This is a genomic window from Cellulosimicrobium composti, assembly GCF_010287905.1.
Lineage (GTDB): Bacteria > Actinomycetota > Actinomycetes > Actinomycetales > Cellulomonadaceae > Cellulosimicrobium > Cellulosimicrobium composti.
This window is the reverse complement of sequence record NZ_JAAFAN010000057.1, coordinates 14100-27256: the sequence shown is the minus strand read 5'-3', so window position 1 is coordinate 27256 and position 13157 is coordinate 14100. Positions and strand designations below refer to the sequence as shown.

Sequence of the window (13157 nt, the reverse complement as noted above, 5' to 3'; positions counted from 1 at the left end):
CTTCCACCACTGAGCCGGCACCCGCGGGGGGGGGGGGGGGGGGGCCCCCCCCCCCCCCCCGCGCCGGCCCCCCCCCCCCCCCCCCCCCCCCCCCCGGGGCCCCCGCCCCCCCCCCCCCCCCCCCCCCCCCGGGACCACCTGCTCGACGCGGCAGGAGCGCCCCCTCAGGCGAGGCGCTCGGCGAGGAAGCGGTAGTGCACCGCGGCCATGTGCGCGGCCTGGGCGTTGTTCGCGGCGCCGCCGTGGCCGCCCTCGATGTTCTCGTAGTACGTGACGTCCTTGCCCGCGGCGAGCATCGCCGCGGCGAGCTTGCGCGCGTGGCCGGGGTGGACGCGGTCGTCCTTGGTCGACGTCGTGAACAGCACGGGCGGGTAGTCGCGCTCGGGGTCGAACAGGTGGTACGGCGAGAACGTGCGGAGGAACTCCCACTGCTCGGGGTCGTCCGGGTCGCCGTACTCGGCGGCCCACGACGCGCCGGCGAGGAGCTTCGTGTAGCGGCGCATGTCGAGCAGCGGGACGCCGACGATCACGGCGCCGAAGAGCTCGGGGTACTGCGTGAGCATGTTCCCGGCGAGCAGGCCGCCGTTGGAGCGGCCCTCCATGCCCAGGTGCTCGGGCGTCGTGATCCCGCGGGCCACGAGGTCGCGCGCGACGGCGGCGAAGTCCTCGTAGGCGCGGTGGCGGTTCGCCCGGAGCGCGGCCTGGTGCCAGGCGGGGCCGTACTCGCCGCCGCCGCGGATGTTCGCGACGACGTAGACGCCGCCCTGCGCCAGCCAGGCCCGTCCGAGCGCGCCGGAGTAGGCGGGGGTGAGCGAGATCTCGAAGCCGCCGTACCCGTACAGCAGCGTCGGGGCGGCGCCCGTGCCCTCGACGAGGTCCGCCCGGCCGACGACGAAGTACGGCACGCGCGTGCCGTCGTCGGACGTGGCGAAGTGCTGCGCGACGGTCATGCCGTCGGCGTCGAAGAACGCGGGGTTGGACTTGACGACCTCGGGCGCGCCCGCCTCGCCGGGGTGGTCGCCGAGCGACACGAGCGAGAGCGTCGTGGGCGTCAGGTAGTCGGTCGTGACGAGCCAGAGGTCGTCGGAGTCGACGGGGTCGACCGCGCCGACGGCGACCGTCCCGAGCGCGGGCAGTCCGGGGAGCTCGGAGCGCACCCACGGCGCGTCCGCGGCGTCCTGCCCGGCGGGCGTCCCGTCGCCGGCGGTCGCGGGGGCGTCCGGCGGGGTGAGCACGTGCAGCCGGTTCTTCACGTCGTCCAGGACGTTGACCACGAGGTGGTGGCGCGTCCACGTGGCGCCCGCGAGCGACGTCGTCGCGCTCGGCTCGAAGAGCACGGTGAAGCCGCGGTCGCCCGTGAGGAAGTCGTCGAAGCGGGCCGCGAGGAGCGAGCCCGCGCGGTAGGTGGTGCCGCCGACGGTCCAGTCGTCGCGCAGCTCGACGAGCATCCACTCGCGGCGCACGCCGACCTCGGCCGAGTCCGGCACGTCGATCTTCGTCAGGCGCTGCTCGGGCGTCCCGGGGTTCTCGGCGAGGTAGAGCTCGTCGGAGTAGAAGGCCTTGGACCGGTGCACGAAGTCGCGCTCGAACCCGGGCGTGTGCGAGCGCCAGGCCGAGATGTACATGTCCTCGTCCGTGCCCTCGTAGACGGTCACGGCGTCCTCGAGCGGGGTGCCGCGCGTCCAGAGCTTGACGACGCGCGGGTAGCCGGAGGGCGTGAGCGTGCCCTCCCCGAAGTCGGTGAAGACGTACACGGTGTCGGCGTCGAGCCAGCCGAGCGAGCCCTTCGCCTCGGCGCGGAGGAAGCCGCCCTCCTCGGGCGCGACGAACCGCTTCTCGACGAGGTCGAACTCGCGCGTGACGTCGGCGTCGGAGCCGCCGGGGGAGAGCTCGACGAGCGCGTGGCGCCACGGCTCGCCCGCGGCGAGCTGCTCGGGCGTCGGGCGCAGGACGGTCGCGCCGTGCCAGACCCAGGACTCGCCCTCGGCGGCGGCGAGCGCGTCGAGGTCGAGCACGGTCTCCCACTCGGGCTCGTCCGTGCGGTAGGAGTCGAGCGTCGTGCGGCGCCAGACGCCGCGCTCGTGCTGCGCGTCGCGCCAGAAGTTGTAGTACCGGTCGCCGATCTTCGAGACCTCGGGGATCTTGGCGTCGGAGTCGAGCACCTCGCGGATCGCGCGCTCGGTCGCCGTGAACTCGTCGGCGGTCTCGAGCGTCGCGGCGACCTCGGCGTTGCGCGCCCGGACCCAGGCCAGGGCCTCGTCGCCGTCGACGTCCTCGAGCCACAGGTAGGGGTCGTGCGCCGCGGCGTGGTCGGCGGGGACGGCCTGGCCGGAGCTCTCGGGTGTGCGGGAGGGGCTCGTCGTCTGCTCGGCGGTCATGGTCACCCACCCTACGGCGACGGCGCGCGTGGTGGTGCGGAGGTCACGAGGGCGGCGGGACCTTGGGCCCGCACCGCGGCGGAGACCTTGTGGGGACCGGCATCTTGTGAAAGTCTTCACAAGTAGAGAGACCGCTGAAGGAGCCGGGGCAATCCGTCCCCGGCAGCACCCGCGGCCGACGCCCGCCCGGGCACCGGAGGGGACGCATGAGCGCGACGAGCGCCCGCACGACGACCGAGACCCGCACCGAGGACACCCGCACCACTCACGAGATCGACGTCCTCGTCGAGCGCGCCCGCAAGGCGCTCGAGCAGTTCATGAGCCTCACGCAGGAGGACGTCGACCGGATCGTCCTCAAGGCGTCCGTCGCCGGCCTGCACCAGCACGGCCACCTCGCGCAGATGGCCGTCGCCGAGACCGGGCGAGGCGTGTTCGAGGACAAGGCGACGAAGAACATCTTCGCGTGCGAGCACGTGCCCAACTCGATGGCGAACCTCAGGACCGTCGGCGTCATCGGTCGCGACGAGCTCACGGGCGTTGTCGAGATCGCCGAGCCCGTCGGCGTGGTGTGCGCCGTGACGCCGGTGACCAACCCGACGTCGACCACGATCTTCAAGTCGCTCATCGCGCTCAAGACGCGCAACCCCGTCGTGTTCGCGTTCCACCCGAGCGCGCAGCGCTCGTCGGTCGAGGCGGCCCGCATCGTGCGCGAGGCCGCGGTCGCGGCCGGCGCACCGGAGGACTGCATCCAGTGGGTCGAGCACCCGTCGATCGAGGCGACGAACACGCTCATGCACCACCCGGGCGTCGCGCTCATCCTCGCCACGGGCGGCAACGGCATGGTCCGCGCGGCCTACTCGGCCGGCAAGCCGGCGCTCGGCGTCGGCGCGGGCAACGTCCCCGCCTACGTCGAGAAGAGCGCCGACCTCGGCCGCGCGATCAACGACGTCGTGATGTCGAAGGCGTTCGACAACGGCATGGTGTGCGCGTCGGAGCAGGCGCTCATCCTCGACGACGTCGTCTACGACGACGCGATGCGGGAGCTGGCCCGCCTGCACGCCTACCGCGCGACCCCGGCCGAGAAGGCGATGCTCGAGCGCCTGATCTTCGGCGTCGAGGCGACGGGCGCGAACTGCGCCGGCGCCAGGCTCAACCCGCAGGTCGTGGGCAAGTCGCCCACCTGGATCGCGCGCGAGGCCGGCTTCGAGGTCCCCGACGACACGTCGATCATCCTCGCCGAGATCGACGACGTCGGCCCCCACGAGCCGCTGAGCCGCGAGAAGCTCACGCCCGTCCTCGCCGTCCTGCGCGCGCGCGACACCGAGCACGGCGTCCGGCTCGCGGAGCGCATGGTCGAGCTCGACGGCCTGGGGCACTCCGCCGCGATCCACACGGCGGACGAGGCGCTGGTCGAGGAGTACGGCTCGCGCGTCAAGGCGGTGCGCGTGCTCTGGAACAGCCCGACGTCGCTCGGCGGCATCGGCGACATCTACAACGCGCTGCTCCCGTCGCTCACGCTCGGCTGCGGCAGCTACGGCGCCAACTCGGTGTCGAACAACGTCTCGGCGGTCAACCTCATCAACGTCAAGCGGATCGGGCGGCGCAACAACAACATGCAGTGGTTCAAGGTGCCGGCCAAGACGTACTTCGAGCCCAACTCGATCCAGTACCTCGCGCAGATGCGCGACGTGCACCGCGTCACGATCGTCACCGACAAGGTCATGAGCCGCATCGGCGTCGTGGACCGCGTGCTCGACGTCCTCGCCCGCCGCGAGGAGAAGGTCGCGATCCAGGTCATCGACGCGGTCGAGCCCGAGCCGAGCGTCGGGACCGTGAACCGCGGCGCGGAGTCGATGCGCGACTTCGAGCCGGACACGATCATCGCGATCGGCGGCGGCTCGCCGATGGACGCCGCCAAGGTCATGTGGCTGCGGTACGAGCACCCGGAGATCGAGTTCGCCGACATGCGCGAGAAGTTCTTCGACGTGCGCAAGCGCGCGTACAAGTTCCCGGAGCTCGGGGGCAGGGCGAAGCTCGTGTGCATCCCGACGTCGTCGGGCACCGGCGCGGAGGTGACGCCGTTCGCGGTCATCACCGACCCGGAGACGGGCTTCAAGTACCCGCTCGCGGACTACGCGCTCACCCCGACCGTCGCCATCGTCGACCCGGTCCTCACGGACACCATGCCGGCGAAGCTCGCGGCCGACTCGGGCTTCGACGCCCTCACGCACGCGACCGAGGCGTTCGTCTCGGTCTACGCGAACGACTTCACCGACGGGCTGTGCCTGCAGGCGATCAAGATGGTCTTCGAGAACGTCGAGGACTCGGTCACGCAGGGCGCGGCGGCCCCGAAGGCCCGCGAGAAGATGCACAACGCGGCGACCATCGCGGGCATGGCGTTCGGCTCGGCGATGCTCGGCATCGTGCACGCCATGGCGCACACCGTGGGCTCGACCTTCCACCTCGTGCACGGGCGCACCAACGCGGTGCTCCTGCCGCACGTGATCCGCTACAACGGCCAGGTGCCCACGAAGCTCACGAGCTGGCCCAAGTACGAGCGCTACGTGGCCCCGGAGCGGTTCCAGGAGATCGCGAAGCACCTCGGCCTCCCGGCCTCCACCCCGGAGGAGGGCGTCGAGTCGTACGCGACGGCGGTCGAGGAGCTGCGGGCCAAGGTCGGCATCGAGCCGACGTTCGCCGCGCAGGGCGTCGACGAGCGGGCGTTCATGAGCCGTCTCGACGACCTCGCGCTGCGGTCGTTCGAGGACCAGTGCGCCCCCGCGAACCCGCGGATGCCGGTCCTGGAGGACATGCGCGACATCCTCGTCGCGGCCTACCGCGGCAGCAGCCGCGAGGTCGTGCGTGCCGAGCGCCTCGCGGCCCACGAGGGCGCGGGCGCGCAGGACGAGCGGGCGGTGACCCCGTCCGCCGGGAGCGTGGCGGCCGGCTGACCCTCCCGGTCCCACGAGAGCGGAGCCCGACGGCGCGAGTCCCCTCCCGCCGTCGGGCTCCGTCGCGTGACGGGAGCCGGCGGCGTGTGCTATCTATGAGTAGCAGCGTCCGCGGGCGCCCTCGCCGCGCGGGGGAGGGGGTCGTTCGAGAGCGGGAGTGATACCGATAAGTCTGTAGACCGAGGAGTAGCGCTGGGTGACGGTTGCACGCGTGCAAGGAGATCTGCAGCGCGCGCTGGGTGAGAACCTGCGGACCCTCCGGGTCCGCCGCGGGATGAGCCAGGAGGACTTCGCCGAGTTCCTCGGCGTCCACCGGACCTACATGGGCGGGGTCGAGCGCGGCGAACGCAACCTGACTCTCCGCTCCGTCGAGAAGCTCGCCGAGCGGCTCGACGTCGACCCCGTCTCGCTCCTCCGTCCACCGCCTTCGTAACGGCGCGGTCCGGCGTGTCGGACGCCCCCGGCATCATGGTCCCGTCGCCGGGGAGGTGATCGGCATGACGGACGTGCTCGACAGCACGACAGGGGGATCAGCAGTGTGGGCTTCGCCGCTCGGGAGGCCGTCCTGGCAGGTGGACGACTGCCCGCCGTGGTGCGTGGCCGTCCACGAGGAGGGCGACCACCCGCACGACCGCAAGCACCTCGGCCCGGAGCTCACGGTGCCCGCGACGACCCTCGCGCCGCACGCGTCCTCGGACGGCGTGCAGCGGGACGAGCGGTCGGCGTCGGAGCTCGTGGTGTCGCTCCACCGCCGGGACGGGTCCCACGACACCTGGGTCTACGTGGGCGACGGGTTCGACCAGCGCCTCGAGGTCCTGCTCGGAGACATGTGGCGCATCGTCGAGGCGTTCGGGCAGGCCGTGGAGGGCCTGCCCCCGGAGGCGTGAGCCGGGCTCAGTCGGCGCCGCCCGGCCGCACGACCCCGGCCTCGTAGGCGAGGATGACGAGCTGCACCCGGTTCGTCAGCCCGACCTTGGTGAGGAGCGACCGCACGTGGCTCTTCACGGTCGCCTCGGTGAGGTGCAGCTCTGCGCCGATCTCCCGGTTGGACAGGCCGCGCGCGACCGCGAGCAGCACCTCCCGCTCGCGCGGCGTCGCCGCGTCGAGCCCCGCCGGCGCGTCGCCCGTCGCGGCGTCGGCGCCCGGGAGCGGAGCGTGCCGGGCGAGCTCGACGTACGTCGAGATGATCCGACCGGTGACCGCCGGGTCGAGCAGCGAGTCGCCCGCGCGGACGCGGTGCACGGCGTCGACGAGGGTCTGCGGGTCCGCGTCCTTGAGGAGGAACCCCGCGGCCCCGGCGCGCAGCGCGCCGTACACGTACTCGTCGTCGTCGAACGTCGTGAGCACGAGGGTGCGCACGTCCGCGAGGTCGGGATCCGCGACGATGCGCGCGGTCGCCTCGATGCCGTCGAGCCGCGGCATCCGGACGTCCATGAGCACGACGTCGGGGCGCAGGGCTCGCGCCATGGCGACGGCCGTCTCCCCGTCCCCGGCCTCGCCGACCACGGTGACGTCCGGCTCGTTGTCGAGGATCATCCGCAGGCCGAGCCGGATCGTCGCCTGGTCGTCCACGACGACGACGCGGACCGGGGAGAGCGCGGCGCCGGCCCCGTCGGCGCCCGGTGCGGGGGCGGTCACGCGGCCTCCCGGGGGATGCGTGCCTCGACGGTCCAGCCGCCGCGCCCGTCCGGCCCGGCGGAGAGCTCGCCCCCGGCGGCGAGCGCGCGCTCGCGCATCGAGGTCAGCCCGTGGCCCCGGCGGCCGTCGGTGCTCGGCAGGGGAGGGCCCGCGTCGTGGACGCGCAGGCGCAGGTCGGGCGCGTCGTCGGTCAGCGTCACGGTGACGTCGCGGGCGAGCGAGTGCAGCAGCACGTTCGTCAGGGCCTCCTGGGCGATGCGGACGACGGCGAGGCCGGTCTCGGCGCTCGTCGTCGGCCAGGGGTGGGGGAGCGTGAGTGCGACGTCGCGGCCCGCGTCGCGCAGGCGGCGCGCGGCCGCGCGGAGCTCGTCGGGGGTGCGGGTGCCGTCGGGCGTCGGGGCGAGGGCGGCGGTCCCGCCGTCGGCCTCGGTGTCGCGCCGCAGCACCTGGACGACCGAGCGCATCGCGGTGAGCGCCTGCTTGCCCTCGTCGGAGATCCAGCGCACGGCCTCGGCGGGGGCGTCGGGCCGGTTCGCCGCGACGCGGTCCGCGGCCTGCGCCCGCACGACGATCGCGGACATGTGGTGCGCGACGACGTCGTGCAGCTCGCGCGCGATGCGCGTGCGCTCCGCGAGCACGGCACGCTCGGCGAGCTCGGCCTGGAGGGCCTGGAGCTCCGCGTTGCGCGCGCGCAGGCGCTCCGACGTGAGCGCGAGGCGCCGGAAGAAGTACCCGGCCGCGACGGCGCCCAGCGCGAGCGCGAGCGCGACGAGCACGTCGGACGGCGACCGGCCGAGCCACAGCGGCGAGGGGGGCTGCAGGGGGAGCGCGAGGTGCGGACGCTCCCAGAGCTGCAGCGCGAACGCCGAGAGGCCGCTCGCGAGCGCCGCGAGCGGCCACGGCACGGCGCCCGAGCGCGTCGCGGCGAAGCCCGCCACGAGGAGCGGGATCAGCTCGAACGGCGTCTGCATGGTCCACGGCAGGGCGAGCGGGTAGAGCATCGCCGTCGTCCAGAACAGCGGGCCCGGCACCACGCGGCGCAGCGCGAGGGTGAGCACGATCCACAGGCCCGCCACGCGGTACGACTCCGGGTTCCGGGGGTACCAGTAGTCGCCGCTCTCCATCACGGTGATGACGGTGAACCACACGGCGCCCGCGGCGAGCGCGACCGCGAGGTCCTGCGCCCAGACGGGCAGGCGGGTGAGCTGTGGCACGCGTCCACGGTAGCCGCGCGCCGGTCGCCGCGGGACAGCCCGGGGTGGCAGGCCGGTCCGGGCGCGGCTCCGCCCCAGGGCTGAGCCGCGTCGGGCCGCGGGCTGACGGCGCGCGCCCGCGTGCGCCGGACGGCGGGGGTGCACGGGTCGCCGAGGGGTCGATGTGGCGGGGCGGGCGACCGGGCGAGCCTCGGTGCATGACCACGACACGAGTCCGTCCCGCCCGTCCCGACCTCCCCGCGCGCCACGTCCCGAGCCGCCGTCCCCGCCCGCGCCGGCGCTCCGCGGGCACCGTCGTGGCGGTGGTCGCCGTCGCCGCGGCGCTCGGGTGGGCGGCCACGGGAGCGCTCGACGCGGTGCGCGGGTCCGACCGCGGGGACGCGCCCCTCGCCGCGGCGACACCGAGCCCACCGGCCGCGACGGGCCTCGACCCCGAGCTCGAGCGCCGGTTCGACGCCGCGCGCGCCGCCGCCGACGCGGACGGCGTCGAGCTCAGCCTCACGTCCGGGTGGCGCACCGCCACGGAGCAGCAGCGGCTCGTCGACGCCGCGCTCGAGCGCTACGGGTCGGCGCAGGAGGCGCACCGGTGGGTGCTGCCGCCCGAGACGTCGGAGCACGTGGCGGGCCTCGCGATCGACGTGGGCCCGACGGACGGTGCGCTGTGGCTCGAGCAGCACGGCGCCGAGTTCGGCCTGTGCCGCACGTACGCGAACGAGCTGTGGCACTTCGAGGCCGCGACGGAGCCGGGCGGGACGTGCCCGCCGATGCACGACGACGCGTCCCACGGGTGGGGTTGAGCGCCCGGGCGGCGCAGCGCGGCGGGGGCGGCGGATGTCGGCGGTCCGCGCGATGATGTGCGGGTGAGCGAGAGCATCCCGACGTCCGCACCGACCACCCCGACCGCGACGGACCCGGACGCCCCCGCGGCGACGTCCGCCGCCGAGCTCGACGAGGCGGGTGCGCAGCGCCGCTGGTCCGAGCTCGTCGCGCAGATCGAGGCCGACCAGCGCGCGTACTACGAGGAGGACCAGCCGGTCTCCTCGGACGCCGAGTACGACGCGCGGATGCACGAGCTCCAGGCGCTCGAGGCCGCGCACCCCGCGCTCCAGACGCCCGAGTCGCCCACGCAGCGCGTCGGCGGGCGTGCGGCCGCGGGCTTCGCGACCGTCCAGCACCTCGAGCCGATGCTCTCGCTCGACAACGCGTTCTCCGCCGAGGACCTCGCGGCCTGGGCCGCGCGCGTGCACCGCGACCTCGGGGTGGGCGACGACGCGGCCGTGGACTACCTGTGCGAGGTGAAGATCGACGGCCTCGCGATCGCGCTGCTCTACGAGAAGGGCCGGCTCGTGCGCGCCGCCACGCGCGGCGACGGCCGCACCGGCGAGGACGTGTCCGCGAACGTGCGCACCATCGCCGGCATCCCGCAGCGCCTCGGGGGCGACCCGGCGACGCACCCGGACGTCATCGAGATCCGCGGCGAGGTCTTCATGGGCGTCGCCGACTTCGCGGCCCTCAACGAGAAGCTCGTCGCCGCGGGCCAGGCCCCCTACGCCAACCCGCGCAACACCGCGGCCGGCTCGCTGCGGCAGAAGGACCCGGCGGTCACGGCGAGCCGCAACCTGCGCATGTACGCGCACGGCGTCGGCGCGCTCCAGTGGGAGGCCGGCGAGCACGCCGAGCTCGCGCGCCAGTCCGACGCGTACGCGCTGTTCGAGCAGTGGGGCGTGCCCGTCTCGCCGCACAACCGCGTGGTGCACGGCCTCGACGAGGTCATGGACCGCATCGCGTACTTCGGGGAGCACCGCCACGACATCGAGCACGAGCTCGACGGCATCGTCGTCAAGGTCGACGAGCTCGCGCTCCAGCGCCGTCTCGGCGCCACGAGCCGCGCGCCCCGGTGGGCCATCGCCTACAAGTACCCGCCCGAGGAGGTCAACACGCGCCTGCTCGCCATCCAGGTCGGCGTCGGGCGCACGGGGCGCGCGACGCCGTACGCCGTCATGGAGCCGGTCAAGGTCGCGGGCAGCACCGTGCGCCAGGCGACCCTCCACAACCAGGACGTGGTCCGTGCCAAGGGCGTGCGCATCGGCGACATGGTCGTGCTGCGCAAGGCGGGGGACGTCATCCCGGAGATCCTCGGCCCGGTCGCGGCGCTCGCGGACGACGGCTACCCGCGCGAGGACTTCGTCATGCCGGCGAACTGCCCGGAGTGCGGCACGCCGCTGCGGCCCATGAAGGAGGGCGACGTCGACCTGCGCTGCCCCAACGCCGAGTCGTGCCCGGCCCAGGTGCGCGGGCGCGTCGAGCACATCGGCTCGCGCGGCGGGCTCGACATCGAGGTGCTGGGCGAGGTCACCGCGGCGGCGCTCACGCAGCCGCTCGAACCCGCCGAGCCCCCGCTGCGCACGGAGGCGGGGCTGTTCGACCTCAGCGTCGAGCAGCTCGTGCCGATCCGCGTCGTGGTGCGCGACGCGGAGACCGGGCTGCCGCGCGAGTACGACGGCACGGGCGAGCCGGCCGAGATCACGATGCCCGACGGCTCGACCGCGACCGTCAAGTCCGTGTGGCCGTTCCGGAAGAAGCGCAAGCTCTCCAAGGCCGCGGAGCGGGCGGCGATCGAGGCGGGCGAGCCGCTCTTCGAGGCGTCGACGAACGCGACGAAGCTCGTCGAGGAGCTCGAGCTCGCGAAGACGAAGGACCTGTGGCGCATCCTCGTGAGCCTCAACATCCGGCACGTCGGCCCGGTCGCCGCGCGCGCCCTCGCCGACTGGTTCGGGTCGCTCGACGCGATCCGCGCGGCGTCGCGCGACGAGCTCGCCGCGGTCGAGGGCGTGGGCCCCGTGATCGCCGACCAGGTCGTCGAGTGGTTCACGGTCGACTGGCACGTCGAGATCGTCGAGCGCTGGCGTGCGGCGGGCGTGCGGTTCGAGATCCCCGGCCATCCCGGTCCCGGTGCCCGGCAGGAGCCGACGGGCCCGCTCGCCGGCCTGACGGTCGTCGTCACCGGCTCGCTCGAGGGCTTCAGCCGCGACGGCGCGAAGGAGGCCGTCATCGCCGCGGGCGGCAAGGCGTCGGGGTCGGTGTCGAAGAAGACGGACTACGTCGTCGTGGGCGCGAACGCGGGCTCGAAGGAGACGAAGGCGCGCGACCTCGGCCTGCCGATCCTCGACGAGGAGGGTTTCGTCGCGCTCCTCGCCGGCGGCCCCGAGGCCGTGGCCGACCGCGTGGGCGGCGACGGGACGGACGCCGACCCGGACCCCGAGGCCTGAGGCGCACCTGCCGCCTCAGGTCGCGACGGGGCGCCGGGCCACGACCTCGCGCAGGCGCGCGACGTCGTCGGGCGGGACCGGGAGCGACGGGCCGCGCGGGGGAGCGGTCGGCACGCCGAGCAGGGTCGCGAGCGCGTGGAGCCCGCTCACCGGACGGATCCCGGCGAGCACCCCGGTGAGGTCGTGCAGCCACGCCCGCAGGTCCGGGTCGGGCTCCGCGCCCGCGGCCCGGGCGTGGCGGAGCGCCACGTAGTCGGCGGGGACGAGGGCCGCGAGGCCGGTGTGCCAGGCGTCCGCCGCCTCGGCACCGTCGACGATCGCGGCGTCGCCGCTCAGCCCGACGCTCACCCCGAGACCGGCGGTCGCCGCCCGCAGCGCGGCGACCCGGCCGGTCGGCCGCGCGGGCGTCGACGCCGGGTCCTTGACGGCCGTCACGGTCGTCGTGCGCGCGAGCCGCGCGAGCGCGTCGGGCGTGAGGTCGTATGCGGTCTGCACGCTCCGGTTGTAGAAGCACACGGGCAGGTCGACGGCGGCGGCGACGGCCTCGAACAGGGCGACGACCTCCCGCTCGTCGAGCGGCAGGTACGAGAAGGGCGCGAGCACGAGACCGTCCGCGCCGCCGTCGCGCGCGGCGCGGGCGCGGGCGAGCACCTCGCGCGTGGAGGACCCGCTCACCGCGACGTGCACGGGCACCGGTGCGGCGCCGTCGGGGGAGTGCGCGGCCCGCGCGGCACCGACCGCTCCACGGACCACGGCGTCGCGCTCGTCGGCGTCGAACGTCACCCCGGCGCCGGAGGACGCGAGCACCACGACGCCGTCGACGCCCGCGTCGACGGCACCGCGGACCAGGTGGCCGAGCGTGTCGAGGTCGGGCGCGCCGTCGGGGGCGAGCGGCGTGATCGGGTAGGCGAGGAGGCCGTGGAACGAGGTCACGCGCCGAGTCCAGGGAACCCGGCGCGCGGCGGGACGGGCGTCAGCGGCTCGCCCAGAGGATGCCGCGCTCGACGATCGTGCGGACGGGCGGGACCTCGAGGTCGGCGAGCTGGTGGCCCGCCGCGCACACGAAGATGCGGCCGGCGCCCCAGCGTCGCGTCCACACGGCCGGCGACACGACCGGCTCGTGCCACGGGTCGCCGTCGCGCGGGACGATGGTCGTCGTCGCGAGGACCTCGTTGTACGAGTCCGCGAGCACCCAGTACTGCTCGGAGTGCAGCGAGATCGGGCCGATCCCGGCGACGATGGGGTGGTCGGCACGCTCGGGCACGATCTCGATGGTGTGGTCGATGAGGTCGTGCGCGTGCGCGGCGAACTGCCCGCCCACCATCTGCAGGTAGTCGGTCGCGAGGCGGAACGAGTCGACGATGCCGCCGTGCCAGCCCGCGAACCCGGTGCCGTTGGCGACGGCCGTGCGCAGCCCGCGCATCTCGTCGGGGAGGATCTCGCCCATCGTCCAGCACTGGACGACGAGGTCGATCCCCGCCATGAACTCCTGGTCGGCGTACGCCTCCAGCGACCCTTCGAGCGTCACGTCGAAGCCGGACGCCTCGAGGAACGGGACGAACAGCTCGGCCGCCTCCTCGGGTGCGTGCCCGGGCCACCCACCCCGGACCACCAGCGCTCGACGGTCCCGCTCGGTCATGACTCCTCCTCGTGCCTCGTCACACTCTGCGCGCCCGCGTGCGCGGGCGGCGGCCCCCGGCGACCGCG

General features: G+C 74.5%; 10 protein-coding genes. 5 read left to right on the top strand and 5 right to left on the bottom strand.

Features of this window, described 5'->3' with window-relative positions:
• Positions 1 to 164: 164 nt before the first annotated feature.
• Complete coding sequence (locus tag GYH36_RS15055; protein WP_162290261.1) at positions 165 to 2378, bottom strand: prolyl oligopeptidase family serine peptidase; 2214 nt, start codon at positions 2376 to 2378, stop codon at positions 165 to 167.
• Positions 2379 to 2584: 206 nt separating this feature from the next.
• On the opposite strand from GYH36_RS15055, the gene adhE reads away from it, so the two are divergent.
• The 3 genes from adhE (at position 2585) to GYH36_RS15040 (ending at position 6216) form a co-directional block, all read left to right on the top strand.
• A complete protein-coding gene (adhE, locus tag GYH36_RS15050; protein WP_162290260.1) occupies positions 2585 to 5329 on the top strand; it encodes a bifunctional acetaldehyde-CoA/alcohol dehydrogenase in 2745 nt (914 codons plus the stop codon).
• Positions 5330 to 5540: 211 nt separating this feature from the next.
• A complete protein-coding gene (locus GYH36_RS15045; RefSeq protein WP_024839235.1) occupies positions 5541 to 5762 on the top strand; it encodes a helix-turn-helix domain-containing protein in 222 nt (73 codons plus the stop codon).
• A gap of 64 nt (positions 5763 to 5826) precedes the next feature.
• Positions 5827 to 6216: a DUF6907 domain-containing protein gene (locus GYH36_RS15040; protein ID WP_162290259.1), complete on the top strand. Its 390-nt coding sequence runs from the start codon at positions 5827 to 5829 to the stop codon at positions 6214 to 6216.
• A gap of 7 nt (positions 6217 to 6223) precedes the next feature.
• Here the strand turns inward: GYH36_RS15040 and GYH36_RS15035 are convergent, their stop codons facing one another.
• Positions 6224 to 6967, bottom strand: coding sequence for a response regulator (locus GYH36_RS15035; protein WP_024839233.1), 744 nt, complete (start codon positions 6965 to 6967; stop codon positions 6224 to 6226).
• On the bottom strand, positions 6964 to 8181 hold the full coding sequence (locus GYH36_RS20100) for a sensor histidine kinase (protein ID WP_162290258.1): 1218 nt from the start codon (positions 8179 to 8181) through the stop codon (positions 6964 to 6966). The genes GYH36_RS15035 and GYH36_RS20100 overlap by 4 nt, the downstream gene beginning before the upstream one ends.
• A gap of 197 nt (positions 8182 to 8378) precedes the next feature.
• Here GYH36_RS20100 and GYH36_RS15025 point away from each other — a divergent pair, with 197 nt between their 5' ends.
• Positions 8379 to 8978, top strand: coding sequence for a M15 family metallopeptidase (locus GYH36_RS15025; RefSeq protein ID WP_162290257.1), 600 nt, complete (start codon positions 8379 to 8381; stop codon positions 8976 to 8978).
• Positions 8979 to 9041: 63 nt separating this feature from the next.
• Complete coding sequence (ligA, locus tag GYH36_RS15020; RefSeq protein WP_162290256.1) at positions 9042 to 11450, top strand: NAD-dependent DNA ligase LigA; 2409 nt, start codon at positions 9042 to 9044, stop codon at positions 11448 to 11450.
• A 15-nt stretch (positions 11451 to 11465) separates the two neighbouring features.
• Here the strand turns inward: ligA and GYH36_RS15015 are convergent, their stop codons facing one another.
• Together GYH36_RS15015 and GYH36_RS15010 are read right to left on the bottom strand one after the other, a co-directional pair.
• Positions 11466 to 12383 (bottom strand): dihydrodipicolinate synthase family protein, encoded by a 918-nt coding sequence (locus tag GYH36_RS15015; RefSeq protein ID WP_162290255.1) that lies wholly within the window; start codon positions 12381 to 12383, stop codon positions 11466 to 11468.
• A gap of 40 nt (positions 12384 to 12423) precedes the next feature.
• A complete protein-coding gene (locus GYH36_RS15010; protein WP_162290254.1) occupies positions 12424 to 13089 on the bottom strand; it encodes a ThuA domain-containing protein in 666 nt (221 codons plus the stop codon).
• Positions 13090 to 13157 lie beyond the last annotated feature (68 nt).